This window comes from Promicromonospora sp. MS192, assembly GCF_049532985.1.
Lineage (GTDB): Bacteria > Actinomycetota > Actinomycetes > Actinomycetales > Cellulomonadaceae > Promicromonospora.
Genome location: NZ_CP186693.1, coordinates 1,887,653 through 1,912,536, shown reverse-complemented (window position 1 = coordinate 1,912,536; position 24,884 = coordinate 1,887,653). Strand labels below are relative to the sequence as shown.

At 73.8% G+C, this 24,884-nt stretch carries 28 protein-coding genes; 17 read left to right on the top strand and 11 right to left on the bottom strand.

From position 1 onward, the window contains the following. The first annotated feature begins 5 nt into the window (after window positions 1-5). Together ACO229_RS08590 and ACO229_RS08585 are read left to right on the top strand one after the other, a co-directional pair. A complete protein-coding gene (locus tag ACO229_RS08590; RefSeq protein WP_397433751.1) occupies window positions 6-437 on the top strand; it encodes a CBS domain-containing protein in 432 nt (143 codons plus the stop codon). Beyond that, complete coding sequence (locus tag ACO229_RS08585) at window positions 434-1,444, top strand: DNA topoisomerase IB (RefSeq protein ID WP_423465282.1); 1,011 nt, start codon at window positions 434-436, stop codon at window positions 1,442-1,444. Before ACO229_RS08590 ends, ACO229_RS08585 begins: the two co-directional genes overlap by 4 nt. On the opposite strand, the gene ACO229_RS08580 is transcribed toward ACO229_RS08585, so the two are convergent. After that, the gene (locus ACO229_RS08580) at window positions 1,436-1,723 is read right to left on the bottom strand and encodes a hypothetical protein (RefSeq protein ID WP_423464564.1); all 288 of its coding nucleotides are present in this window, start codon (window positions 1,721-1,723) and stop codon (window positions 1,436-1,438) included. The genes ACO229_RS08585 and ACO229_RS08580 overlap by 9 nt on opposite strands. A gap of 203 nt (window positions 1,724-1,926) precedes the next feature. On the opposite strand from ACO229_RS08580, the gene ACO229_RS08575 reads away from it, so the two are divergent. The 3 genes from ACO229_RS08575 to ACO229_RS08565 all read left to right on the top strand — a co-directional run bounded on the left by ACO229_RS08575 (window position 1,927) and on the right by ACO229_RS08565 (window position 4,163). Then, the gene (locus tag ACO229_RS08575; RefSeq protein WP_397417734.1) at window positions 1,927-2,076 is read left to right on the top strand and encodes a hypothetical protein; all 150 of its coding nucleotides are present in this window, start codon (window positions 1,927-1,929) and stop codon (window positions 2,074-2,076) included. Window positions 2,077-2,122: 46 nt separating this feature from the next. Next, complete coding sequence (locus ACO229_RS08570; RefSeq protein ID WP_423464563.1) at window positions 2,123-3,205, top strand: hypothetical protein; 1,083 nt, start codon at window positions 2,123-2,125, stop codon at window positions 3,203-3,205. 73 nt (window positions 3,206-3,278) lie between these two features. Further along, window positions 3,279-4,163: a hypothetical protein gene (locus tag ACO229_RS08565; protein ID WP_423464562.1), complete on the top strand. Its 885-nt coding sequence runs from the start codon at window positions 3,279-3,281 to the stop codon at window positions 4,161-4,163. A 1-nt stretch (window position 4,164) separates the two neighbouring features. Here ACO229_RS08565 and ACO229_RS08560 read toward each other — a convergent pair whose 3' ends face one another. After that, window positions 4,165-4,671, bottom strand: coding sequence for a CDGSH iron-sulfur domain-containing protein (locus tag ACO229_RS08560; RefSeq protein ID WP_423464561.1), 507 nt, complete (start codon window positions 4,669-4,671; stop codon window positions 4,165-4,167). 61 nt (window positions 4,672-4,732) lie between these two features. Between ACO229_RS08560 and ACO229_RS08555 the strand changes: the two genes are divergently transcribed. Together ACO229_RS08555 and ACO229_RS08550 are read left to right on the top strand one after the other, a co-directional pair. Further along, window positions 4,733-5,830: an iron-containing redox enzyme family protein gene (locus tag ACO229_RS08555; RefSeq protein ID WP_423465281.1), complete on the top strand. Its 1,098-nt coding sequence runs from the start codon at window positions 4,733-4,735 to the stop codon at window positions 5,828-5,830. Then, window positions 5,823-6,857: a glycosyltransferase gene (locus ACO229_RS08550; protein ID WP_423464560.1), complete on the top strand. Its 1,035-nt coding sequence runs from the start codon at window positions 5,823-5,825 to the stop codon at window positions 6,855-6,857. The genes ACO229_RS08555 and ACO229_RS08550 overlap by 8 nt, the downstream gene beginning before the upstream one ends. On the opposite strand, the gene ACO229_RS08545 is transcribed toward ACO229_RS08550, so the two are convergent. Then, window positions 6,824-7,648: an SDR family NAD(P)-dependent oxidoreductase gene (locus ACO229_RS08545; RefSeq protein ID WP_423464559.1), complete on the bottom strand. Its 825-nt coding sequence runs from the start codon at window positions 7,646-7,648 to the stop codon at window positions 6,824-6,826. The two genes, ACO229_RS08550 and ACO229_RS08545, sit on opposite strands and share 34 nt — an antisense overlap. Before the next feature lie 143 nt (window positions 7,649-7,791). On the opposite strand from ACO229_RS08545, the gene ACO229_RS08540 reads away from it, so the two are divergent. Next, window positions 7,792-8,244 carry an SRPBCC family protein gene (locus ACO229_RS08540; RefSeq protein WP_397417746.1) on the top strand — a complete coding sequence of 151 codons (453 nt, stop codon included), beginning with the start codon at window positions 7,792-7,794 and terminating at the stop codon, window positions 8,242-8,244. 37 nt (window positions 8,245-8,281) lie between these two features. Here ACO229_RS08540 and ACO229_RS08535 read toward each other — a convergent pair whose 3' ends face one another. The 4 genes from ACO229_RS08535 to ACO229_RS08520 all read right to left on the bottom strand — a co-directional run bounded on the left by ACO229_RS08535 (window position 8,282) and on the right by ACO229_RS08520 (window position 12,887). Next, window positions 8,282-9,877 carry a phytoene desaturase family protein gene (locus ACO229_RS08535; protein ID WP_423464558.1) on the bottom strand — a complete coding sequence of 532 codons (1,596 nt, stop codon included), beginning with the start codon at window positions 9,875-9,877 and terminating at the stop codon, window positions 8,282-8,284. 196 nt (window positions 9,878-10,073) lie between these two features. After that, entirely contained in the window at window positions 10,074-10,913 is an 840-nt protein-coding gene (locus ACO229_RS08530; RefSeq protein WP_397433759.1) for an enoyl-CoA hydratase/isomerase family protein, read from the bottom strand. Window positions 10,914-10,942: 29 nt separating this feature from the next. Then, a complete protein-coding gene (locus tag ACO229_RS08525; RefSeq protein WP_423464557.1) occupies window positions 10,943-11,875 on the bottom strand; it encodes an NADP-dependent oxidoreductase in 933 nt (310 codons plus the stop codon). A gap of 1 nt (window position 11,876) precedes the next feature. Next, on the bottom strand, window positions 11,877-12,887 hold the full coding sequence (locus tag ACO229_RS08520) for a zinc-binding alcohol dehydrogenase family protein (RefSeq protein ID WP_423464556.1): 1,011 nt from the start codon (window positions 12,885-12,887) through the stop codon (window positions 11,877-11,879). 157 nt (window positions 12,888-13,044) lie between these two features. Between ACO229_RS08520 and ACO229_RS08515 the strand changes: the two genes are divergently transcribed. Together ACO229_RS08515 and ACO229_RS08510 are read left to right on the top strand one after the other, a co-directional pair. After that, entirely contained in the window at window positions 13,045-13,782 is a 738-nt protein-coding gene (locus ACO229_RS08515; RefSeq protein WP_423464555.1) for a nuclear transport factor 2 family protein, read from the top strand. A 7-nt stretch (window positions 13,783-13,789) separates the two neighbouring features. Continuing rightward, complete coding sequence (locus ACO229_RS08510) at window positions 13,790-14,854, top strand: GlxA family transcriptional regulator (protein WP_423464554.1); 1,065 nt, start codon at window positions 13,790-13,792, stop codon at window positions 14,852-14,854. Window positions 14,855-15,064: 210 nt separating this feature from the next. Here ACO229_RS08510 and ACO229_RS08505 read toward each other — a convergent pair whose 3' ends face one another. After that, window positions 15,065-16,057 (bottom strand): hypothetical protein, encoded by a 993-nt coding sequence (locus ACO229_RS08505; RefSeq protein WP_423464553.1) that lies wholly within the window; start codon window positions 16,055-16,057, stop codon window positions 15,065-15,067. A gap of 149 nt (window positions 16,058-16,206) precedes the next feature. On the opposite strand from ACO229_RS08505, the gene ACO229_RS08500 reads away from it, so the two are divergent. The 4 genes from ACO229_RS08500 to ACO229_RS08485 all read left to right on the top strand — a co-directional run bounded on the left by ACO229_RS08500 (window position 16,207) and on the right by ACO229_RS08485 (window position 19,812). Further along, window positions 16,207-17,046 carry a helix-turn-helix domain-containing protein gene (locus ACO229_RS08500; protein WP_397433766.1) on the top strand — a complete coding sequence of 280 codons (840 nt, stop codon included), beginning with the start codon at window positions 16,207-16,209 and terminating at the stop codon, window positions 17,044-17,046. Window positions 17,047-17,148: 102 nt separating this feature from the next. Beyond that, window positions 17,149-18,033, top strand: coding sequence for an alpha/beta fold hydrolase (locus ACO229_RS08495; RefSeq protein WP_423464552.1), 885 nt, complete (start codon window positions 17,149-17,151; stop codon window positions 18,031-18,033). 11 nt (window positions 18,034-18,044) lie between these two features. Beyond that, the gene (locus ACO229_RS08490) at window positions 18,045-18,785 is read left to right on the top strand and encodes a hypothetical protein (RefSeq protein ID WP_397433768.1); all 741 of its coding nucleotides are present in this window, start codon (window positions 18,045-18,047) and stop codon (window positions 18,783-18,785) included. Window positions 18,786-18,942: 157 nt separating this feature from the next. Next, complete coding sequence (locus tag ACO229_RS08485) at window positions 18,943-19,812, top strand: hypothetical protein (protein ID WP_397433769.1); 870 nt, start codon at window positions 18,943-18,945, stop codon at window positions 19,810-19,812. A 13-nt stretch (window positions 19,813-19,825) separates the two neighbouring features. On the opposite strand, the gene ACO229_RS08480 is transcribed toward ACO229_RS08485, so the two are convergent. Further along, window positions 19,826-20,044 (bottom strand): hypothetical protein, encoded by a 219-nt coding sequence (locus ACO229_RS08480; protein ID WP_397433770.1) that lies wholly within the window; start codon window positions 20,042-20,044, stop codon window positions 19,826-19,828. Between the two features lie 81 nt (window positions 20,045-20,125). Here ACO229_RS08480 and ACO229_RS08475 point away from each other — a divergent pair, with 81 nt between their 5' ends. After that, on the top strand, window positions 20,126-20,902 hold the full coding sequence (locus ACO229_RS08475; protein ID WP_423464551.1) for an alpha/beta fold hydrolase: 777 nt from the start codon (window positions 20,126-20,128) through the stop codon (window positions 20,900-20,902). Here the strand turns inward: ACO229_RS08475 and ACO229_RS08470 are convergent. After that, a complete protein-coding gene (locus ACO229_RS08470) occupies window positions 20,899-21,432 on the bottom strand; it encodes a DUF1990 family protein (RefSeq protein WP_423464549.1) in 534 nt (177 codons plus the stop codon). The genes ACO229_RS08475 and ACO229_RS08470 overlap by 4 nt on opposite strands. A gap of 126 nt (window positions 21,433-21,558) precedes the next feature. Between ACO229_RS08470 and ACO229_RS08465 the strand changes: the two genes are divergently transcribed. Continuing rightward, window positions 21,559-22,185 (top strand): hypothetical protein, encoded by a 627-nt coding sequence (locus ACO229_RS08465; protein ID WP_423464548.1) that lies wholly within the window; start codon window positions 21,559-21,561, stop codon window positions 22,183-22,185. 21 nt (window positions 22,186-22,206) lie between these two features. Here ACO229_RS08465 and ACO229_RS08460 read toward each other — a convergent pair whose 3' ends face one another. Beyond that, window positions 22,207-23,460 (bottom strand): hypothetical protein, encoded by a 1,254-nt coding sequence (locus tag ACO229_RS08460; RefSeq protein WP_423464547.1) that lies wholly within the window; start codon window positions 23,458-23,460, stop codon window positions 22,207-22,209. A gap of 246 nt (window positions 23,461-23,706) precedes the next feature. Between ACO229_RS08460 and ACO229_RS08455 the strand changes: the two genes are divergently transcribed. Continuing rightward, a complete protein-coding gene (locus ACO229_RS08455; protein WP_423464546.1) occupies window positions 23,707-24,741 on the top strand; it encodes a hypothetical protein in 1,035 nt (344 codons plus the stop codon). The last annotated feature ends 143 nt before the right edge of the window (window positions 24,742-24,884 follow it).

Sequence of the window (24,884 nt, the reverse complement as noted above, 5' to 3'; positions counted from 1 at the left end):
CGACGATGGAGAACGACACGACCCGGCAGACGGTCGCCGATGTGATGACCCCCGCACCCACCACCGTCGACGCGACCCAGCCGCTGCGCGAGGCCGCCCGGCTGATGGCCGCCGAGAACGTCGGCGCGCTGGTGGTGACCAGCGACAACACCGCCGTCGGCGTGGTGACCGACCGGGACCTGGTGGTGCGCGGCCTGGCCGAGGGCCACGGCGTGGACGCCCCGGTGCAGCAGGTCGCCAGCGAGAAGGTGGTCACGGTCGGCCACACCGACCCGGTCGAGACCGCGGTCGAGGTGATGCGCTCCGCCGCCGTGCGCCGGGTCCCGGTGCTGGACGGCGACGTGCTGGTGGGCATCGTCTCGATCGGCGACCTCGCCGTGGAGCGCGACCCGTCGTCCGCCCTGGCGGACATCTCGGATGCCGAGCCCAACCGCTGAGCGCGCTCACCCACACCAGCGACTCCGACCCCGGCATCCACCGCCGGCGGCGGGGTCGCGGGTTCTCGTACACGGACCACCGGGGCGCCCGCATCACCGACGCCGCGACGCTGGCCCGCCTCCGCACGCTCGCCGTGCCGCCGGCATGGACCGACGTGTGGATCTGCGCTGACCCCACCGGTCATCTCCAGGCCACCGGGCGCGACGCCAGGCACCGCAAGCAGTACCTCTACCACCGGCTGTGGCGCGAGCAGCGGGACACCGCGAAGTTCGACGACCTGGTGGAGTTCGGCCGCGCCCTGGTCACGCTGCGCAAGCAGGTCGACGCCGACCTGCGCTCACCGCGGCTGGGCCCGCAGCGGGTGGTCGCGACCGTCGTCCGGCTGCTCGACGAGACCCTGATCCGGGTCGGGAACGACGAGTACGTGCGGTCCGGCGCGTCGTTCGGGCTGACGACCCTGCGTTCCCGGCACGCCGAGGTGCAGGGCGCCGAGATCCGGTTCCGCTTCCGCGGCAAGTCGGGCACCCCGCACGACGTCGTCCTGCACGACCGGCGCGTGGCGAACGTGGTGCGCCGGTGCCAGGAGCTGCCGGGCCAGCGCCTGCTGCAGTACGTGGACGGCAACGAGACCCGCACCGTCGGGTCCCGGGACGTCAACGAGTACCTCGGCCGGGTCATGGGTGACGGGTACACCGCCAAGACGTTCCGGACGTGGGGCGCCAGCGCCCTCGTCCTGGGTCACCTGCGCGGGCTGACGCCGCACACCCGGCAGGAGCACGACGCCCAGCGCGCCGAGGCCGTCCGGATCGCCGCGGCCCACCTGCACAACACCCCGGTGGTGTGCCGCAAGAGCTACGTGCACCCCGTGCTGCTGACCGAGGACCGCGCCGAGCTCGACCGCCTCGTCGAGCGCTCCGGCGCCGCCGCCGCACGCACGTCACGGTGGATGGACGCCGACGAGCGGGCCCTGCTGAAGGTGCTCACGGCCGCCGGCCGCTCAGCCTGACGAAGCCGCCGGGCAGACGGCGTCGAGCGCGCGGTCCAGCGTGTCCGGGGTGAGGCCGGCGATGCCCACCTGGGTCTGCAGGTTCGCGAGCACCTGGTCGGAGGCCGCCCACAGGGGCACACCGGCCTCGCGGGCCACGTCGGTGAGCACGCGCTCGGCGGCGTCCTCGTCGACACCGCGGACCACGGCGACGACGCTCTTGACCCGCTCGACGGAGACCAGGCCGATGACGACGGCGCGCAGCGCGGGGTCGTCGGGAGAGATGCCGGGTGGGGACATGGGAACCTCCAGATCCAGGAGATCTGGAGCCGCTTCATGACCCCGGGTCCGACCACCGTAGGCCCCTGGCCGCCCACCAGGCAACACCCCGGTCAGCCCGCATCCGCCGGCGCCCGGCCTCTCAGGTGCGAGTGACCACAAACAGGACGAACCTCGGATCAACGGCGGCGCACCCCGCGTCGCCACGACGAAGGAGGTCTCAGATGCCTGCCTGGCTCGTCCTCATCATCATCGGCGTGGTCCTCGTGATCCTGGGGGTCGCGACGGAGATCGGGCAGTTCCTGATCTGGATCGGCGTGGCCGTCCTGGTGGTCAGCCTGATCCTCGGGCTCGCCCGGCGCACCCGGACCTGACCGGTCCCGGATGCGCGTGGCCCGGCGCCGCGTGAGCCTGGCGGTGATGCCCACACCGTCACAGCGCCTCACCACCCTGCTCACCACCCTGCACGCGCACTGGGCGCGCCACCCCCGCTGGGGTCTGGCCGCCAAGGGCGCGCTCGCGGCGTCGCTGGCGTGGGTGGTGGGGGCGCTGGCGCCGGCGCCGTTCTCCGAGCAGCCGTACTACGCGCCGCTCGGGGCGATCATCGCCACCTCGAGCACCGCCGTCCGGTCGGTACGGGACTCCGTGCAGGCGACCGGGGCGGTGCTCGCGGGCGCGGTGCTGGCCCGCGGCGTCGACCTGGCGCTCGGCTCCAGCACGCTGTCGGTGGCCCTCGTGGTGGGGGCCGCCCTGCTGTGCTCCGGCTGGCGCGTCTTCGGCGAGATGGGGACGTGGGTGGTGACCTCGGCGTTGTTCGTGCTCATCCTCGGCGGAGCGGAGCAGCTCGAGTACATCACGGTGTTCGCCGGGCTCATCGTGGTGGGCGCGGCGATCGGCACCGGCGTGAACCTGCTGTTCCCGCCCCTGCCGCTCACCCCGTCGGAGGACGCGCTGGACCGCCTGCGCACCGTGCTCGTGGACCAGGTGGAGCTGCTCGCCGACCGGCTCGAACGGGTCGGGCCGCTCGCCGCCGACGAGTGGCAGCAGCGGCGCCGCGACGTCGCACCGACCATCGACCGCTCCCACGACGCCGTGTCCCGGGCCCACGAGGCGATGCGGGTCAACCGGCGAGGGCACCGGTACGGCGGCTGGGCCGCCGCGCAGGCGCGCCGCGCCGAGGCCCTGTGGACCGCCGCCGACGTGGTCGACGACGTGGTGCGGCTCCTGGCCGAGTGGGAACGCGCGGACCGTCAGGACGTCGCACTCGGCCCCGACATGCGCCCTGTCCTGGCCACCGCCCTCCGTGCCTACGCGGAGGCCCTGCGCACGCGGCCCGACGACGACCACGACGGCGACGCCGCCGACCGGGCCGCCGGGGCCGTCGCCGCGCTGGCCGGCGCGGTGCGCGCGGCCCGGCAGCCGTCCGGGGACGACCTGTTCGTCGCCGGGGCGCTCGTGGTGACCCTGCGGCGCGGCGTGGTGGCGCTCGGCGAGCGGGCATGACCCCTGGCGCCGGGGCGTGCGCGCCCGGCAGAATGACGGCACCCCGACGACGGGGACCGAGCGGGAGGCAGACATGACCGAGGCCGTGACCCCCCGGGACGAGGTCTCGGCCCACTGGTGGGACCACCGTCCGGTGTTCTCCGTCACCGACCGGGCATCGCGGCTCACGGGGCTCGCCCCCGGCCGGGCACCCGGGCGGGTGACGGCCCGGCTGCTGGCGCCGGCGCTGCTGACCGGCCTCGTCTGGGCGGCCGAGGCGCTCGTGGCCTCCTGGCTGCTGTGCCACGCGACGGCCGGCTCCTGCACGGTGGGCCAGAGCGGCGGCTGGCTGGTGGCGGGCGTGCTCGTGCTCGGTTACCTGGCCGTGCTCGGCACGGTCGGCCTCGCCGAGCACGCGCTCGAGACGTTCGGGCAGCGTCGCGCCGCGTCCCTGTGGTCGTGGGCGCCGCTGCTGGCGGGGGTCGCCCTCGGTGCCGGTGGCGGCGCGGTGGCCCGGGTCGCCGCTGCGGACGACCCGGCCGCGCGGGTCCGGGAGACGCTGGACGGTGTGCCGGGCACGGAGGGCGTGCTGATACCGGCCGTCGTGGCCGTGCTGGCCGCCGGATGGGGGCTGACGATCGCGGCCCGGCTCCCGGGCGCGCTGCGCCACGCCCGCGGGCGCCAGGAGACCATCGAACGGCTGCGCCGCGACAGCCTGCGGTACACGGGCCGGCTCCGGCTGGGCGAGGTCCGCCTCTGGCTGCACAACGACCCCGAGCTCGACGTGACCGTCGTCTACGACACGCCCGCCGGGCGCCGCGAGGTCACGGCACGGATGCGCACCTCGGCGGACCGCGTGCCGGTGGACGGCAGCGCCGTCGTCGTGCTCGACGACCTCCGGGGCGCGCTGCACGTCGAGCTCGACCCCGACGCCGACCCGGTGTTCGCCCCGGAGCAGCGGTACACGCCGTCGGAGTGAGTCAGCGCGGACCGGCGGCCGAACCGTCGTCCGGCCCGGTCGTGCGGAACCCGTTGACCTTGTGCGTCCCGTCGCACCACGGCGCGATGGCCGTGCCACCGCAGCGGCACAGGGCCACCGTCGCGCGGCGGCGCGGCACGGGCTCGCCGTCGGGTCCCAGGATGGTGGCGGGACCCCGCACCAGCAGCGGGCCGTCGGGGCACGCGGTGACGGTGACGTCGGTCGCGCGGAGGGGGCCCGCGTCGACGGCGGGGTCGGCCGCATCAGCAGGGTCGCCGGTGGGCCGGGTGGTCTCGGTCATGGTCCCGCTCCCGTCGTCGCTCGCGTCGTCCCGCTGGGCCGCGTCCTGCCCCCAACCTAGGAGGACGGGTGCCGCTCGCAACCCGGCACCTGCCTGCGGCGGGGCCGGGACGCGCTTGCGACCGGCGCGGTTCGTGCGCACGATGAGTACGGCGTCGAGCAGGGGCGCGAGCCCCGCGCACGACCAGGAGCCGCAGATGACCGCCACACCGGTACGGGACAGCGCCACCACGACCGACGCCGGTCCGGGACCCCGGCCCGCGGACCGCATGCCGACGCCGCGCCCCCGCGGCCCGGTGAGCGCCGCCCTCCTCGCAGTCCTCACCGCCGGGCCGCCCAGGACCGGGTGCGGCACGGCGTCGTGCCCGACGTCGGGCACGGCGTCGGGCACGGAGGCAACCCGGCCGGCAGCCCTGCGCCGCGCCGTCGCCGATGCCCTCGCGCCGGAGCCCGACGTGCTGGGCGACGCGGACCTGCAGCTCGCGCTCACGGTCCTGTACGAGCTGCACCACCGCGGCGTGGACGGCGTCGACGACGCCTGGGAGTGGGAGCCGGAGCTCCTCGCCGTCCGGCAGTCGCTGGAGGCACCGTTCGAGGCGGCCCTGCGCACGCGTGCGGCGCACCCGCCGTGCGCCGAGACCGACGCCGCCGGTGTGGCCCGGTGGCTGTTCGACCTCACGGCCTCGGACGGCGGCCCCCGGCTGGCGCGCTACGTCGCCCGGCGCGCCGACGCCGCGCAGGCCCGGGAGCTGCTGGTGCTCAGGTCCCTCTACCAGCTGCGGGAGGCCGACCCGCACACGTGGGCCGTCCCGCGTCTCGCCGGTGCGCCCAAGGCGGCGCTGGTGGAGATCCAGGCCGACGAGTACGGCGGCGGCCGCCCTGGCCGCATGCACGCCGAGCTCTTCGCACGGACGATGCGGGGCGCCGGCCTGGACGACGCCTACGGCCGGTACGTCGACGTCGTGCCCACCGAGGTGCTGGTGGCGCTCAACACGATGTCCCTGTTCGGGCTGCACCGGCGGCTGCGGGGCGCGATCGTCGGCCATCTCGCGGCGTTCGAGATGACGTCGTCCATCCCGAGCCGGCTCTACGCCGACGGCTTCCGGCGCCTGGGCCACGACCCGGGCACCACCGAGTACTTCGACGAGCACGTGGAGGCCGACGCCGTGCACGAGCAGATCGCCGGTCGTGACCTCGCGGGCCGGCTCGCCGAGCAGGAACCCGCGCTGCGCGACGACGTGCTGTTCGGGGCCGCGGCCTGCCTGGCGGTGGAGGGTGACGTCGCCGCGCACGCGCTGCGCCGCTGGCGGCAGGGTGACTCCGCGCTGCTGGCCCCGCTCGACGATCCGGCCGACGCGCGTGCCTGAGCTCCTGCCTGACCGGCTCGCCGATGCGGTGTACGTGCTGCCGCTGCGGCGCCCCGGCGTCGACCCCGGTGAGCTGGCCGAGCTGGCGGCGTACCTGCGCGGCGTCGCGCGGCGTGTGCCCGTGGTGGTGGCGGACGGGTCGCCGGCCGGGGTGCGGGACCGGCACGCTGCCGCGTGGGGGGCGGGGGTGCGCACCGTCGTCGTGCCCACGGTGCCGCACCGGACCAACGGCAAGGTGATCGGGGTGCGCGCCGGCCTGGCCGCGACCACCGAGGCGCTCGTCGTGGTGGCGGACGACGACGTACGGTACGACGACGCCGCGCTCGACCGGGTGCTGGCGGCCCTGGGCGACGTGGACCTGGTCGTCCCGCAGAACGTGTTCGCCCCGCTCCCGTGGCACGCCCGGTGGGACACGGCGCGGTCGCTGGTCAACCGGGCGTTCGGGCACGACTACGCCGGGACCGTCGCGTTCCGGCGCGCCGCGCTCGGCGCGACCGGGTACGACCCGCACGTGCTGTTCGAGAACCTGGAGCTCGAACGGACGGTCCGGTCCCGGGGCGGCCGGGTCCTGGCCGCGCCCGGCCTCGTGGTACGACGGCGCCCGCCCGGCCTCCGCCGGTTCGCCGAGCAGCGGGTCCGGCAGGCGTACGACTCCCTGGCCCAGCCGCCCCGGCTGCTCGCGGAGCTGGCGCTGGCGCCTCTGCTCACGGCGGCCGCCACGCTTGCCGTGCGGGGCTCCGGGCGCGGGCGGCAAGGGGGCCGTCTGGTCCTGGTCGCCCTGCTGGCCGGCTCCGTGGTGGTCGCGGAGGCCGGTCGACGTCGGGCCGGCGGCGTCGAGCACTTCCCGGCGACGGCGGCGCTGTGGGCCCCGGCGTGGGTGCTGGAGCGCGCCGTGTGCGCCTGGCTCGCCGCGGGATGGTGGCTGTGCGGCGGGGTGCCGTACGCGGGGACACGGCTGCGGTGCGCGGCGCACACCCGGCACCGGCTCCGGCGTCAGCCGGTTCCCGGCCGGGCGCCCGGAGCATAGAACCAGCCGTGGAACGCCGCGCGGGCCGGCTGCGGGAGCAGCCAGCCGATGGCGACCATCGCCTTGGCCTGCAGGCCGGGCACCGCCTCCGCCCGGCCCGCCTGGAGCGCGTCGACCGCCCGGCGGGCCACCGTGGCGGCGCGGGCCTTCGGCGCCCGCCCGATGTGCGTGCGTTCCATCTGGGCCGACCGGAAGAACGGCGTGCGGGTCGCCGAGGGCAGCAGGGTGGTCACCGACACGCCGGTTCCGGCGAGCTCGCCGCGCAGCGACCACGCGAACGAGCGCAGGAACGCCTTCGACGCGGCGTACGTGCCGAACAGGGGTGCGGGCATCGTGGCCGCGATCGACGACGTGACCAGGATCCGTCCCGTACCCGCCGCGACCAGCCCGGGCACCACGAGGTGCGCGAGGTGCACCACGGAGCGGACGTTCAGGTCGACGAGCCGCAGCTCGTCCTCCAGCGGGGTGTGCCGGAAGGGCCCGTGCACGCCGACGCCCGCGTTGAGCACGAAGGTGCGCACCCCGGTCTCCCGCGCCCGGGCGGCCGCCTGCTCCACGCCGTCGGGCCGGGCGAGGTCGACCTGAAGGCCCGTGACCCGGACGTCCGTGTGCTCGCGCAACCGCTGCACCGCCTCGTCCACCCCGCGCTCGGCCACCACCACCACGTCGTGGCCCCGCCGGACCAGCTCGCGGGCGATCTCGAACCCGATGCCGCTCGACGCCCCGGTGACCAGGGCCGCGTCGGCGCCGTCCGGCACGGGCCGGGGTGGGGTGGGCTGGTGCTCGGTCATCAGGCGCTCCCGTGCTCGGGTCAGGGCTCCCTGCCTGCAGGTGGCCCCGGGGCGTCCCTCGACACTAGGCACGGCGGCGCCCACTCGCACACGACCCCGGCCCGCCGGTTGCCGGTGGCCCGGACCTCGCTACCGTACAGAGCATGGTGACCGTCACGCGGGCCGCCCGCTGCGCCCCGGAGGCCGTGCTCGGGGTGCTGGCCGACGGCTGGGCGTACTCGAGCTGGGTGGTGGGCACGGCCCGCATCCGGGCCGTGGACCGCGCGTGGCCGGAGCCGGGCACCCGCATCCTGCACTCCGTGGGGCTGTGGCCGGCGCTGCTCGACGACGAGACGGTCGTGCGCGCGTGGGACCCGGAGCGCTCCATCGAGCTGCAGGCCCGGGGATGGCCCGCGGGCGAGGCGCGCGTGCTCATCGAGGTGGCGCCGGCCGGCGACGGGTGCCGGGTGCGCATCACGGAGGACGCCGACAAGGGGCCCGGGACGCTGCTGCCGCGACCGGTGCGCGCCGCCGCGATCGGCCCGCGGAACGTCGAGACCCTGCGCCGGCTGGCCCTGCTCGCCGAGCGACGGACACCCGGACAGCTCGCGCACTGACCGGCTCCGGCGGCGCTGCCGCACGGCGGGCGGCGCCTCACCCGTCGCGCAGCAGCCGGGCCCACGCGCTGCGGGCGAGCGCCCGCGGGATCCTGCCCCACGGGTTCGCCGCGGCCAGCGCCACCCGCGCGGCGTTCCAGCCGCACGCCCCGTGCACGCCACCGCCCGGGTGGGTGGCCGCGCCGGCAAGGTACAACCGCTCGACCGGGGTCTCGGGCCGGCCGAGGCCCGGCGTCGGCCGGAGGAACAGCTGCTGGTGCACCGCCGACGTGCCGCCGTTGACCGCGCCTCCGGCGAGGTTGGCGTCGGCCGCCTGCAGGTCGGCCGGGCTCTGGACCGATCTGCCCACCACGGCGTCGCGGAACCCGGGCGCGACGCGGTCCAGGGCGTCCTCGACGCGCCGCGCCTGGCGGGCGACCGTCTCGTCGGTCCAGTCCACGCCGTGGGGCACGTGGGTGTAGGCCCACGCGGACTCGGTGCCGCGGGGCGAACGGGTCGGGTCGGACGTCGTCATCTGCCCCAGGACCAGGAACGGCCGCGCCGGGGCCTGCCCCTTCGACAGCGCCGCGGCCACGTCGACGAACCCCCGCCGGTCCACGCCCAGGTGCACCGTCCCGGCGCCCCGGGCCGCCTCGGCCGTCCAGGCCAGCGGCGCCTCCAGCGCCCAGTTGACCTTGAAGGTCGGGTGGTCCCACTGGAACCGGTCGAGGTCGCGCACCAGGCGCCCCGGCAGGTGCTCCAGCCCCACCAGGTCGCGGTAGAGGGCGGGCGCGCCGACGTCGGCCAGCACCGCCTGCCGGGCCCGGACCAGCTCACCGTGCGCGGTCCGGACGCCGACGGCGCGACCGCGCCCGATCAGCACCCGGTCGACACGCATCCCGGTGACGATCTCTCCCCCGCCTGCCCGCACGCGTGCGGCCAGCGCCCCGGCCAGCGCCCCGGCGCCGCCGACCGGCACGGGGAAGCCGACGTCCTGGCCGAGCATGGCCAGCAGCCAGCCGAACACGCCGCTGCCGGCCGCGTCCGGCGGTACGTCGGCGTGCATCGCGTTGCCCGTGAGCAGGAGAGCGCCGCCCTCGCCCCGGAAGGTCTCGTCCGCGAGCCGGCGCACCGGCAGCACGGCGAGGCGGGCGAGGTCCAGCGCGCCGCCCGTACCGATCCTGCGCAGCAGCCGCAGCACGGGTCCGACGGCGGGCAGCGGGCTGAACAGCGCGTCGAGCAGCGGGTCGCGCACGCGCTGCCAGCCGGCGAACACCCGCAGCCACGCGTCGCCGTCCCCCGGGGCGAACGTCTCCAGGCCCGCGGCGGTGTCCTCGGGTTCGTCGTGCAGCACCGCGGCCCGGCCGTCGTCGAGCACGTGCGCGAGGACGGACGGCGCACGCGACCAGGCGAGCCCGTGCTGCTCCAGGTGCAGGTCGCGGATCACCGGCGAGCCGGCCGCGAGCGGGTAGAACGCGCTGAACAGGTCGGTGCGGTACCCGGGCGCCGTCACCTCGGCGGTCCGGACCGCGCCGCCCACGACGTCCTGCTCCTCCAGCACCAGGACCTCCCAGCCGGCGTCCACGAGGGCGTTGGCCGCGACCAGCCCGTTGGGTCCGGCGCCCACGACGACGGCGTCCACGGTCCTCACCATGGCGCGGGTCCTGCGGTGCGGTCGGTGTCCACCTGCGCGCTCCCTCGTCGGCTGCGTCCGTCGGCTGCGTCCAGCGTGCCCACGAGCGGCGGTGCTCGCCAGCGCGGGTCCGGGCCGCCCGGCAGGCCGGAGGAATCAGGACCGCGCCACCCCACTCGTGGTGGTCGACCTGGATGCGCCTCCGCTGTGCGCCGGGCTAGTCACGCGCGGATGCACGGCGCAGTGCCGCGACGCCGAGGAACTCACCGAGCGTGTACTCGATCTGCAGAACCTGTTCCCCGGTGGGGGTGGGCGCGGACGCTCGGTCGAGGTACCCGGGAAGTGTCGTCGTCGTGATGAACTCCTGGTACGCGGTGACGAGATCCTCGTCCGGGGGAAGGGTGGCGCGGTTCACCAAGCGCTTGGCGGTGGCGAGCGCCGTGCGGTCGAACGCGGCGAGGCGGGCAACGATCCCGTCGACGAAGTCGTCGAGCTCGGCGTCCGGTAGTGCGCGGGTCACCCAGCCCCACCTCTCGGCGGTGGCGGCGTCGTAGTCGAGCGAGGTCAGCACCGCCTCGAGCGCGCGGTCGCGGCCGACGAGCCGTGGCAGGCGTTCAGTTCCGCCGCCACCAGGGACGACCGCGGTCCCGACCTCGGGCTGGCCGAAGAAGGCCCTTTCCAGGCTGGCGTAGCGCAGGTCGAGGGCGAGAGCCAGCTCGTTGCCACCGCCCCGGGTGCGCCCTCGGATCTTGCCGACCGTGATGTACGGCGCCTTGGTGAGCTTCAGCGAGATGTCGGTCCACGGGTGCGGGCCGCCCGGGGCCTTCGGTTGCGGGAAGTCCGCAAGGTGCGCGAGATCGAAGTGGTTCAGGAAGAAGTCCGGTACTTCGCTCTCGAAGACGAGTACCTGCAGCTGCTCGTCGCCTCCGAGCTCGTCCACGATCTCGGAGAGCCGCTGCGCGGTCGCTCCCACGACGAGGTTCACGGGCGGGTTCGTAAACGTGATGGTCGCGACCCGCGGGGACGTGCGGCTGAACCGGATCGGTGCGTCGTTCATGGTGGGGCCTTTCGAAGAGTGCCGGACGGTCACGCGACGGTCAGGACGACCTTGCCGGGACCATGCTTGGTTGCGTGGGCCGTACCGGCCTCCGCCAGCGGATAGGTTGCCGCGACAGTGGGCTTGAGCTCTGCGTCGTTCACGAGCTCGGCGAGCGCCATCAGGCCCAGCCGGTCGGACTCGACGAAGAGACCGTTGATCCGGACGTCCTTCTCGGCTGCGGCGGGGGCGGCTGCGGCCAGGCTCTGCGGCAGTGTCGAGACCAGGCGCCCGCCGGGCCGCAGGGCGCGGACGGCCTTCAGCAGGTACTCCGCGCCGAGGACGTCGAGCACCACATCCAGATCGCTGAGCTCACCGACATCCCTGGTGTGGTGGTCAAGCACCTCCGCGGCCCCCAGGCCACGCACGAACTGTGCGTTCGCCCCCGAGGCCAGCGCGATCACGTGCGCACCGCGCGCAGTCGCGATCTGCACCGCGAGGTGGCCGACCCCTCCCGACGCGCCGGTGATCAGGACCCGCTCGCCGGCGGCGAGACCCGCCGTCTCGACGAGCGCCTGCCAGGCGGTCAGACCCGCCAGCGGCATGGCAGCGGCCTGTACGTGGCTCAGCCCGGCCGGCTTTGCGATCAGCGACCGGGTCGGGGCGATCGCGAACTCCGCGTACGCACCGCCGCCGGCGGGAAACGGAAGCAGCCCGAACACCTCGTCGCCGGGTGCGAACAGCGTGACCCCGGGGCCCACCGCCTCGATCACGCCGGACACGTCCCAGCCGAGGACGAACGGTGGCTGCCCACCGAAGATGCCCGTCTGCCGGTTCATCGCGTCGGCCGGGTTGACGCCAGCCGCGTGCACGCGGACCAGCACCTGACCGATCCGCGGCTCCGGGCGGGCAACGGTGCCCAGGCGCAGCACCTCGGGGCCGCCCAGGATGTCCTGCGTGATCGCCTGCATCGTGCTCGCCATGTCAGCCCTCCCAGCCCTCGAGCACGATCTTGCCGACAGCACGGCCGGTCTCGACCGCTGCGTGCGCGCGTCGCAGCGAGTCGACCGAGATGGGCCCGAAGTTCTCGGTGAGGGTCGGTCGCACCTGACCGGAATCGACGAGGGCGGACACCTGATCCAGGATCCAGCGCTGGTGGTGCGACTGCGGCAGGTGCAGCGGGTCCGTGAACATCAGCTCCCACAGCCAGCCGATGCTCTTGTCCTTCAGCGGCGAGACGTCGCGCGGGCCGTCGTCGATCGCGACGATGCGCCCGAACGGCTCGACGATGCTCGCGTACACGCGCTCCTGGTGCTCGGAGTGTGCGGTGAACAGCCAGCGCACACCCTCCGGCGCCAGGGCGTGCACCTGGGCCGCCAGGTCGGCCCTGTGGTCGACGACCTCGTGCGCTCCCATCGAGCGCACCCACTCGGCGTTCGCCGCGCCCGCGGTGCCGATCAGCCGTACCTTCGGCGCTCGGGCACGCACGAGCTGGAGCAGGACGGATCCCACGCCACCGCTCGCGCCGACGACGAGCAGGTCACCAGCGGAGTCGTCGGTGACGCCGAGCCGGTCGAACACCGCCTCCCACGCGGTCAGCGAGGTGAGCGGCAACGAGGCGGCCTCGCCGAACGAGGCCCGCTCCGGCTTGCGGCCGACCATCCGCGCCTCGACGGTCTGGAAGCGCTGGTTGCTCCCTGCCCTGCCGATGCTGCCCGCGTAGAAGACCGCATCCCCTGGCGCGAACTCCGAGACACCCTCGCCGACCGCGTCGACGATCCCGGCGGCGTCATAGCCGAGCACGCGGAACCCGTGCGGCGAGGCGTGAGCTCGAACCTTCACGTCGACCGGGTTCACCGAGACGGCCTCCACCCGCACGACGAGCTCCCCGGGGGCGGGCGCCGGGATCGGTCCCGTTCGCACCTCGAAGGCGTTCGGATCCGACGCCGGGAGATTCCTGGAGTAGCCGATGATCGTGTTCGTTCCGGTGCTCATGGATCCGAGCGTCACACAGCGCGACAGGGCACGGGACGGGGTCTGCAGGAGTCGGCGGGAAAGTGGCGAAACCTGGCAGGAACATCGCTTCCCGATGGGTATCTGCCGTCAGTAGCTTCGTGGAGGCGGCCGGCCCGCCCACGACCTGAGGAGCACCATGTCCACCAGAGAGATCGTCGTCGGCGCCACCGAGCGCCTGTTCAACCAGAAGGACCTGACTGCCGTCGACGACCTCTTCGGGCCGGTCTACGTGCAGCACTCCGCGCTCGCCCCGGACGGCATCGAAGGGCTGCGCGGACTGGTGTCGGGCCTCTCCGAGTCGGCCGGCTACGAACTGGTGCGAGCGCTCGCGGACCAGGATCTGGTCGTGACGCACGGTGTCTTCTCCGGCTTCGCACCGGTACCGCTGATCGGCTACGACGTGTGGCGCGTACGGGACGGCAGGATCGTCGAACACTGGGACGCGCTCGGGCCTGCGAGCGCCCCGACAGGCGACGGACGCTCGCAGACGAGCGGACCGGGACTCTCCCCTGGCGCGCACGACACGACGACGAACAAGGCCCTGGTCGAGCGCCTGGTGCAGCGTGTCCTGATCGAGCGGGCGGACGAGAACCTGACCGACTACCTCGCGCCGGAGCTGGTCGAGCACGACCCCGCGTATCCCGGCGGCATCGACGGGTTCCGGGAGGCGCTGCGCGCGCAGGTCGTGACGTACGACGAGCTGCACATGGTCCTCGCGGACGCGGACTTCGTGTACACGCGTTCGCGGGGGACGACCGACCTTCCCGTGATCATCAACGACCTGTGGCGGATCGGGGACGGCCGTGTTGCCGAGCACTGGTCGCTGACCGCGCCCGTGCCTCCGTATCTGCCGCACGGCAACGGCGCCTTCTGAGCCCCCCGTGATCCAGCACGAGACCCTCACCACCGCGGATGGCCTGAACGTGTCGCGGAGTCATAATCAAGTCATGTCCCCTCGTGTACCGCACCGGGTCGTGGTCCTCGCTCAGGACGGTGCCTACCCGTTCGAGCTCGGCATCCCTGCACGGGTCTTCGGCGCGACGGACGGCGCCTACGAGGTGACGCTGTGCACGCCCACGGGAGCGCCCATCGCGACGAATGCGGGTTTCGACGTCGTGCCCACGGCGGGTGTCGACGCGCTCAGCCACGCGGACACGGTGATCGTCGCGCCCGTCGAGCCGCGGTTCCTCAAGCGCGGTCTCGATGACGACGTCCGTGCCGCGCTCGCACTGATCCGCCCTGAGGCTCGCGTCGTGTCGATCTGCACCGGTGTGTTCACGCTCGCCGCAGCCGGGCTGTTGAAGGGGCGCACGGCGACCACGCACTGGGAGTGCGAGCCGCTGTTCCGCAGGTGGTACCCGTGGATCGACCTGGACGAGAACGTGTTGTTCGTGGACGCGGGCGATGTGCTCACCTCGGCGGGTGCGGCGTCCGGCATCGACCTGTGCCTGCACCTGATCCGCATGGACCACGGCTCCGAGACGGCCACGACCGCCGCCCGGCGCTGTGTGGTCGCACCGCACCGAGACGGCGGGCAGGCGCAGTTCATCGAACGGCCCGTTCCCGACCCGCGGGACGCATCGACCTCGGACACCAGGCAGTGGGCACTACAGCGCCTGGGCGAGTCGCTCACCGTCTCGCAGCTCGCACGGCACGCGCACATGAGCGAGCGCACGTTCGCGCGCCGCTTCCGGGCAGAGACAGGCCTCGCCCCCCGGCAATGGCTGACCCGTCAGCGGCTCGCGCTCGCGCGTGAGCTGCTGGAGACCACCGACATCGGCGTCGACGAGATCGCCGCCACCGTCGGATACGCGACAGCGACATCGCTGCGCAACCACCTTGCGTCGACCCTCGGCGTCTCACCGATGGCGTACCGACACACGTTCCGCTCGACCCCGCCTCAAGCGAAGAAAGGTACCGCGCACAGGCAGCCGCAGGTCGCCTGAAGGGAATCACCGTCACGCCGAGCGCCGGCGGGCCCGGACGGTCACGGAGCTGAGGTGTCCGCGAGAGTCGGCAGGACTACCCGCCACAGGGCCGGGCGCAGGCCTCTGCCGCGGCGCCGGACCCTGTGGCGGTCTTGAGGCCAGAGCCGAATCCGGTCGAGGATGTCCTGGTCGCGTGTCCCCGACGGGGACAGGCTCCGGAGCGGCGCATCACAGGGTCGGCTCCGTGTCGAGGCTCGTCAGGTCACGACGCAGCGATGCCACCTGAGGCCCGGTGGCATCGCTCCGGGTGCCGGGAGCGCGATGCCGGGTAACGGTCCACGCCGGGCGCAGCGCCTGCAGCAGGTCCAGCGAACGGTTCCAGGCCCGTCGCGCCGCGGCATCGACCCCCTCGAGCCGCGCACGGACGCCGTTGCTCACGAGATCCCCGCAGAATGCGGCATCCAGATCGCGCACCGACACGAACGCGGCCCGGCGTCCGGCGATCTCGCCGAGGTCGAACAGCCGCAGCTCGTGGCCCTCCAGGTCCAGCCCTGTGACTGCGGGCGCCGCGACGACGCCTGCCTCCGGGAACGCACGCAGCACGGTTCGCAAGCCCGGAGTACTGCCTCCCGGCAGAACGATCAAACCGGTCAGCTGCTTGCCCGTCGACCGGATCCAGGCCGCGAGATCCTCCGCCTCGACGGTGGCGGACGGGGCGTCCACGAGGACGGCGTCCCGCGCCCCGGCGACGAGCGTCGCCGTCCGGGCGCCGCCCAGCCAGATCTCCATGGTCAGCGGGGCCAGCAACGTGCCGCCGGCGAGCTGCAGGCGACGCTCGAGCCAGGCGCCGACATGGTCACGGGCCTCCTGGCCGTTGTCGCTCACCAGCTCGGCCGACCACGTCACGCGGCTGTAGCCGTCGGGCTCGGCGGAGACACGGACAACGCCGTCCAAGTCGTCACGGGCGGATCCGCCCGGCACTCGTGCCTGGTACGCGACCAGGCCGGACTCACGGCGGGTGATGGACTCCACGGCACCGAACCGGTTGCCGCCGAAGCGCACGAGCCGAGAACCTGGCGGATCCCTCGGCGTGACCTCGACCAGGTCAGCAAGAGTGCTCAGGTCGTCGAGCGTTTCAAACCGCGACCAGACACTGATCGCAGGCTCCCGGAACAGCGCTGCCCGCGCCACGTGGGCGCGACGGACGGCAGCCGACGTCACTGGTGCTTCCCTCCCGGTCGCCCGAGGCTCCGGCGACCCCACCGACCGTAGACTGGTGGCCCGGGCCGAGGGTGGCCCTGTCGCGGACAGGCAGCTCGTCGTGGAGCTGCGGTCCTGGCCGGACTCACCTCGAGGGAAAGGACTCGCACGTGGGTGTCAAGGGTTCGCCGCTCGGCGACTACCTGCGCGCGCGCCGCGCGGTCGTCTCCCCCGAGGAAGCGGGCGTCACTTCGCACACGCGGCGTCGTGTCCCGGGTCTGCGGCGCGACGAGGTCGCCCGCGCCGCCGGCATCAGCCAGGAGTACTACCTACGGCTCGAACAAGGCCGCGACCGCACCCCGTCGGACCAGGTGCTGCGCGCACTCGGCCGCGCGCTGATGCTGGACGAGGCCGCCATCACCTACATGCTCCTGCTCGCGAACGCCGAACCGGTCGACCTGCCGGCCCAGGAGGCCGCGGTCTCGATGGACAATCTCGCGGCGATCCTGAACGCCTGGCCGAACACTCCCGCCTACATCATCGACTCACGGCACACCGTCGTGCTCTCGAACGCCATGGCCCGTGCCGTCGTCCCGCATGCGCTCGAACCGGGCGTGAACATCGCCGAGGCGGTGTTCACCCTGCCCGAGGTCCGCGCGCTACCGACCTGGGACCAGCTTGCCTCGCGAACAGTGCGCCGGCTGCGCTACTACGGGCACCCGTTCGATCCTCGTCTCCACGAGCTGGCAGCGCGGCTGTCCGAGCAGGATCCGGTCTTCCGTACGCTCTGGGAACGACAGGACGTCGACCCGTACTACGACGGAGACGTACGCCCGCAGGTGAAGGGGTACGGTCAGATCGTGCTGCGTCACCAGACACTCGTGGTTCCCGGCACGCCTGGCTACCTGCTCTGCGTGTACCACGCCGAGCCGGGCACACCGAGCGCGGAGGCGATCGTGCACCTCGCTGCTCGGACCTCCTCCACCACCGCAGAGGCGCATCGCCACTGAGCCGAGCAGCCTGTCCCTCGTAGGAGCACGCTGGATCTCCACGCGCTCCGTAACTTCGTCCCTGTGCCGGTCACCCCGATCGGCGCAGGGATGGAGTCACACATGGACAACGCCGACAACGGCCCGGTCACCGCGCGTACCGTCCGCACCGGCACGGTCGTCGCAGCGAACGACATCGAGTACGCCTACCGCCGCTTCGGTCACAGCACCGATGGTGTCCCCCTCGTCTTCCTGCAGCACTTCCGCGGGAACCTGGACAACTGGGATCCTGACCTGGTCGACGACATCGCCGCTGAGCGCGAGGTCATCCTCGTCGACAACGCCGGAGTGGGCGCCTCCACAGGAACGGTTCCGTCAACCGTCGCCGAGATGGCGCGCGACCTGCTCGCCTTCACCGATGCGCTGGGCGTTCGCACGTTCGACCTGTTCGGATTCTCGCTCGGCGGGTTCGTCGCGCAGGAGCTCGCGCTGCTGCGCCCATGGGCCGTGCGTCTGCTGGTGCTCGCCGGAACCGGACCCGCCGGCGCACCGACCATGCACGGCTGGCGCGAGGACATCCAGCGCGAGGCCCGCTTGGACGTCAGCACCGCGGAGAGCCTGCTCTACATCTTCTTCGCGCACACCGACACGAGCCGCGCGCTCGGCACCGACTTCCTCGGGCGGATCTTCTCCCGCGAGGATCGCGACGAGCCGACGACGACAACGGTGCGCGACGCGCAGTACGACGCGATCCTCGCCTGGGGCATCCCCGACTTCAGCAAGCTCCAGCGCCTCACCGCCATCACCCAGCCGACCCTGATCCTGCAGGGCGACGACGACCTGATGATCCGCACACCGGGGAGCCACACGCTCGCCGGACTCATCCCCGACGCGCAGCTGCACATCTTCCCCGATGCCGCGCATGCGTCGATCTTCCAGTACCCGCACGAGGCCGCCCGCCTCGTCCTCGAGTTCGTGGAGGCCAAGACCACCACGGCCGCCGCCTGAGAGGAATGCCCATGACCAGCCCGACCTACCTTCTCGACCGAATCCTCGATGCTCATGGCGGCCGTGCCCGCTGGGCCGAGGTGTCCACCATCAGTGCCGAGCGCTCGTTCGGCGGCGCTTTCTGGGGCCTCAAGCAGGTCGCCGGAGTCGCCGAGCACGGCCGGTTCACGGTAGACCTGCGCCACCAGGAGACCAGCCTGGAGAGCTTCGGGGCGCCCGATGTGCGCACCCGGTTCACTGCGGACCGGGTCGAGATGGTGCGCGCGACCATGGACGGCGACGAGATCATCGACGCCGTCGACAACCCGCGCGCGACCTTCGAGGGCCACGTCCTGGAAACCCCGTGGACCCAGCTTCAGCTCGCCTACTTCACCGGCTACGCCATGTGGACCTACAACACCGAGCCGTGGTCGTTCACCTTCCCCGGTGTGCAGGTCGAGGAGACCGGCCCGTGGACCGAGCCCGACGGCACGGTGCTCGACCGGCTGCGTGTCACCTACCCGCCGCAGATCGCAACGCACACCCCGACGCAGACCCTCTACGCGGACACGGACGGCGTGCTTCGCCGCCGCGACTACGAGGTCGACATCGCCGGCGGATCCCCGAGCGTCGAGTACATGACGGACCAGTTCTGGGCCGACGGACTGCTCCTCGCCGGCAGCCGCAAGATCTTCGTCCGTGACGGCGACGGCACGGCGGTCCCGGACCCTCTCATCGTCTCGATCGACATCAGCGACGTCCGACTCGGCTGATCCGTCGGCTCGGACGCGTCGGCTGCCGGAGCCAGGACAGCGCCCAGTGGGCCATTCCTGCCCACCGCGGCCCCTCAACCCCATGTGTCATCACAAGGAAGACGCCACTCCACGCGTGGTGGTCGACCTAGATCGGGCAGAGCAGTACGTTTCCCCCATGAGCAGTGACAGCGACGCCCCGGCGACCGAGGGTGGCGAGAAGACCGAGCGGATGGACCGCCTGCGGGCTCTGTTGACCAAGCCCATCAAGATTCCCGAGTCGGCGTCCAGCGACACCGACGACGCCGACTACGCCGCCGCCGTGGCAGCCGCCGCACCGCCCGAGAGGGAGCCCCAGGGGGAACGGACTCAGATGACATCGCAGACGCCGAAGGGCGGCAAGGGACCCAAGGCCCCCGTCGAGACCCCGCCGGCCGTCAAGGCCGCCGCCGAGGCGCTCGACCGCCTGACCGACGAGGAGAAGGAGGCCGTGGTCGACGGGGCCTCCGGCCGGCCGAACCGGTCGCGGCGCACGTGGGCGGACGCGTACCTCACCAAGCCCGACAAGCCCCTGACGCCCGAGGAGGTGCGCGCCGAGCTGACGGTCTCCCTCAAGGAGCAGGGCACGGAGCTGCGCGAGCTGATCGTCAAGGAGGTGACGGCCCGCCAGAAGGAGCAGGCGGAGACGCTCACCGCGGCGCAGACCAAGGCTCTGGACGAGGCAGCCACGCGAACGCTCGAGCAGGCGCAGGAGCACGCGACGAGCGCCGCCGAGCGGGCTGCGGCCACGGCCGCCGAGGAGGCGACGCGCCTGCGTGAGCGTGTCGACGCGCTGACGACGACCGCCGACACGCTGCGGACCGACCTCGACGCCGCACGCGCCGCGGCGGCCACGGCCCAGAGCGCAGCAGACTCGGCCGCGTCCGCTGCGGCCGCGGCGGGTCAGACCGCGGACGCGGCGACGAAGAAGGCCGCGACAGCCACGACGTTCGCCTGGGTCGGTGTCGCGCTCGCCGTGGTGGCCGCCGTGCTCGCCGTGGTGCTGTGACCCGGTGCGCTCCTCAGCGCGGGTCGTCCAGGTCGGTGCCGGCGCGCAGCACGAAGCGCCGGTGCCGGCGTGCGGCGCGCCGGTGCCCCGCGTGGTACAGCGGCGACTCCCCGACCGGGGCGTAGGTGACGCGAGGGCCGGCGAACAGCTCGTCGAGGAGTGCGCCGAACGCCGCGTCGACGGGTGAGCCGGTGCCCTGGCCGGGCTCGTGACCTGCCGATGATTCGTACATGTGTTCGAGTCTAGTCGCCGCCCTCCCTGGAGTCCACCTATGCGCTGGCCTTTCCCGGGCCGCCGTCATTACCGTCGGCGCATGATCCTCAGCCATGACACCGCGGGCTCCGGGCCCGCGGTCCTGCTCCTGCACGCCGGCGTCGCCGACTCCCGGATGTGGGAACCGCAATGGGCCCCGCTCGCCCGGGAGCACCGGGTGATCCGGTGCGACCTGCGCGGCTACGGCGACACCCCGCTGACCAGCGAGCCGTTCGACAACGCGGGTGACGTCCGGGCCCTGCTCGACTCGCTCGACGTCGACCGCCTGGCGGTCGTCGGCGCCTCCTCCGGCGGCAACGTCGCGCTCCAGCTGGCGTCGGCCTGGCCGGGGCTCGTCTCGGACCTCGTGCTCGTCAACTCCGCCTTCGCTCTGCCGGCCACGCGCTCGCTGCAGCGGTTCGCCCGCCGCGAGGACGCCCTCCTGGAGGCCGGCGACGTCGCCGGCGCCACCGAGCTCAACGTCGCCACCTGGCTGGGGCCCGAGGCGGACGACGACGCCCACGAGCTGCTGCGCACCATGCAGCGGCACGCGTTCGAGGTTCAGCTCGGCGCGGGCGACGACATCCACCAGAACCCCGGCCCCGAGATCGACCTGAGCGCGATCACGGCACGCACGCTGGTCGTGTCGGGCGGCCAGGACCTCGACCACTTCCGCGCGGTGGCGAACCACCTGGCCGGGCAGATCGAGGGTGCCCGGCACGTGCAGCTCGGCTGGGCGGGTCACCTGCCCAACCTGGAGCGCCCCGACGAGGTGACGACCCTCCTGGCGGACTTCCTGGCCGGCGGGCCGGGCGAGGACGGCGCGCCGCAGCGCTAGCCCGTCACGTCGCGCGCGGCACGCAGGTAGCCGCGCGTGACCCGGTCCTGCACCCCGCGCGCGGCCCAGGGCAGGATCCTCGAACCCCAGAAGTCGTGCCGCGCCACCGCGTGGATCTCGAAGACGACGCCGTCACCGTCGCGCCGCACACGGAACCTCTCGACCCCCGTCTCGGGGTGGCGCGGCAGCGTCGCGTAGGTGAAGCCGGCCTCGTCGGGCCCGCGCACCACGTCGAGGACCCGGCACGGGGCCGCGAACCACAGCGGGCCCACCCGCACGCCCTGCACCACCGTGGCCCCCGGCTCCGCGGGACCGGTGGGGGCGATGGCGAGGCCCGCGCCCCGGTGCACGCGCCAGGTGAACAGCGCGTCGGCGACGGCGGCGAGCTCGGTGCCGGGGCGCACCACCACCCGTTCCCGCAGCACCCGCGCCCGCGGCGGCGGGGCGTCCAGCCAGCCGGCCTCGGCCTTCGGGCGTTCGGTGACGGCGCGCGCGAGGACCCGCGCGAGGTCGGGCCGGGTGAGCTGCACACCGGTACCGTACCGGCCGGGGCCCGGCCGCCCGTGGTCCGGCCCCGTGGTCCGGCCCCGTGGTCCGGCCCCGTGCTCCAGCCTCGGGCACCGACCCGTGTGCCGACCCGTGTACGTTTCTCCCCCATGGCGACCGAACACGACCCGAGCGCGCCCGACGCCCCGAGCCCGTCCGGCGGAGTTCCCCGGCACGCCTCCTCCAGGGAGCGCAAGGCCCGCGGCATCAAGCCGTTCCTGTCGGACCTCAGGGCCGAGGTGCGCAGCCAGCTCACCCGTGCCGAGACTCCCGCCCCGGACCACCCGCAGGACCGCGCGGCCGACGCCGCCCCGGCCGACGCCGCCCCGGCCGCGCCTTTCCCCGCCGCGCCCCGGCAGCCCGCGCCCCCGGCCGACGCCGCCACCCTCGCCGCTGCCGCGCTGGCGACCGCGGACCACGCGGGAGCCACGGCGGCGGCCGCCGGCGCGGAGGCCGCCGCCGCGCGGGACGAGGCCGCCACGGCGCGGGCGGCCGCGGACCGTGCCGAGTCGCGCCTCGGGGTGGTGCAGGACGAGGTCGCGGCAGCCCACCAGGAGCTCGCCGCAGAGCTCGGCGCGCTGCGCGCGGGGCACGCGGCGCTGGGTGCGGAGCTCGGGGCGCTGCGGGCCGAGCTCGGTACGGCCCGGGAGCGCGCGCGGCGGCACGCCCTGATCGCCTGGGCGGGCGCGGGGGTCGCGGCCGTCCTCGCAGTGGTCGCGCTGATCGTCGGGCTCTGACGGCTCTCGAGATCCTCGCGATCACCACTGACGGGCGGGGCGGTGCTCCTCGAAGCGCACCGGGAGCTCCCGGGGCACCGAGGACCACAGCGTCCCCGTCGCGGCCAGCGTCCGGGCCGGCACGGTGAGCGCCACGCCACCCAGGCGGCGCAGCGCCTCCGAGACGGCCACCTGCGCGATCACGGTCGCGGGCCGTCGCGCCGGGCAGGCGTGCGGCCCGGCGCCCCACGTGAGGTAGGAGAGGTTCCCGGTCTCGAGCCAGATGTCGTCACCCGCGGCCCGCGACTCGGCGCTCGCGGCCAGGATGCCCGGCACCACCGCGTCGCCGGCGGCGATCCTGCGTCCGCCGAGCGTCGTGTCCGCCAGTGCGAACCGGGGTCCGGCGTTGGGCGCCGGGGGCGTCGAGCCGAGCACCTGGGTCAGGGTGTCGGACGCCGAGAGCAGCCCGCCCGAGCGTCCGTCGAACCGCCGGTCGGTGAGCCGCAGCCGCAGCGCGTGCGTGATCCACGCGACCTCGTACTGGCTGCCCAGGATGAGCGTCGCCGACACGGCGCTCTGCACGTCCACGTCGGTGGGCGCGCTCGGGTGCCGCAGCATGGCCGAGACCAGGTCGTCCGACGGCGCCGCGCGACGGCTCTCGATCAGCTCCACGATGAGCGCCCGCTGCGCGTCCAGCGCCTCGCGGCCGGCCGCGCCCTGCGCCTGGAACACGCGCTGCGCGTGCCCGAGCATCGCGCGCGCCTGGTCGGCGTCCAGCCCGAACATCGTCGACATGACCAGCAGCGGCACGGCCCGCGCGTACTCGCTCACGAGGTCGGCCTCACCCTTGGCGAGCACGCGGTCCAGCGCGCGCCGGCACCACTGCTCGGTGATGCCGGCCAGGTGGTGCTCGTCGACGCTCTCGAACGCGTCGTCCACGAGGCGGCGCAGGTGGCGGTGGCGCACGCCGTCCACGTAGTAGATGCCGTCGCGGGGCGCGAGCACCCCGCCCACGCCGCTGCCCGGGGTGACCGTGCCGTCCTGCATGAGGCCCCAGTTGCGCGAGTCGCGCGAGAACAGGCCCTCGTTGCGCAGCACCGTCACGAGCTCCCGGTGGCCCAGCACGAGCCACGCCGGCACGCCGGGCTCCAGCAGCACCGGCGCGACGTTGCCCCACCGGCCCCGCAGCCGTTCGTAGACCTGGGCGGGATCAGCGCTCGTGGTGGTCTCGATGAGCGGGGTCAGGTCCGTCAGGTCGACCAGGCGCTCCGACCGGGTGGTCGTCGTGGCTGTCATGGCTCCCCGGGGTTCCGGGCGCACCAAAGGCGCGCACTGCGTTGTTTAGCCGGAATGTACCTCACGTCCGATGCAACGTCATGCATCCCTCCGGGCGGATGGTCACCCGTTCGCCATGCCACGGTCAACCCATGGCAACGCGCCGGGTGGAGTGTTCGGTCCGGCACGTCGCACGCAGCCATCTCGCACATCCGGCACATCGACATCCGGCACCGACATCCGGCACAACGACGGGACGAGGACGACATGAACAGACCCGCACGAACAGCAGCACGGACAGCAGCACGCACCGCCGCGGCGGGCGTGACGGGCGTGGCGCTCGTGCTCGGCGCCGCGGCGGCGGGCACGGCCGCCGCGGCGCCGGGCACGAGCACCGCACCGGCCGCGGTGACGGCGAGCGCGGCCGACGTCGCGCAGCGCTGGGCGCCGATCCACTACCAGGACGTGGACCAGACCGGGACGAACGCCCTGGGCGGCCGCTCGGACTACATCGCTGCCTACGACTTCGACGGCGACGTGGACGCGCGCAACAACTGGGAGAACACCGGCAGCCACCCGCTGGCGGCCACCGCGTACTACTCGGTGCTGGAGACGGGTACGCACTGGTTCGTCACCTACATGTTCTTCCACCCGCGGGACTGGTCCGACTCGATCTTCGACACGGAGCACGAGAACGACGCCGAGGGCGTCATGGTGGCGGTCCAGAAGGACGGCTCGGCGTACGGGGTGCTGCGCGGCGCCGTCACCGTGGCACACAGCGACTTCTACTCGTACACGCCGTCGGGCAGCACGTGGGGCGCCGGGGCGGAGACCGTCGACGGCACCCTCCAGATGGCGACCAGCCCGCACGACGGGCTGGCCCACCCGGTCACCGCGCAGGAGGCCAAGGGGCACGGCCTCAAGGCCCGGCCGGGCTACGACATCCGGGGCGACGGCGTCGTCTACTACCCGGCGGGCCGCGCCGAGGTGCCCGAGCACCCGGACGACAGGGACGTGTCCTACCGCCTCGTTGACGTGCACGCGGCGGGTGGGCTGTGGGCGCTGCGCGCCGACAGCCGGCTCTTCGCGAGCCACGGCACGTTCGCGGGCGACGCCTCGGGCAGCTGCGGCGACGGCGGGATCTCGTGCACGCAGAACTCCGCGAACGCTCCCTGGGGCTGGGACGACGGGAACGACGGCCCCGGCCGGGGCGCCCTGGCGACCGATCCGGCGGGCCTGGCGGCGAACTACTTCCGTGTGCCGGAGCCGCTGGACCGGACGTACGTGAGCTACCCGTTCTGACCATCCTCACCTTCATGTTGAGGTTGAGGGTTGGCCGAGGTTCACGCTGAGGTCGAGGGTGAGGCCGCCGCATGCCTACCGGGTGGTAGTTTCTGAACAGCTACCACCCGGTAGGTTTACGCCCGCACCAGCCCGGGCCCGTC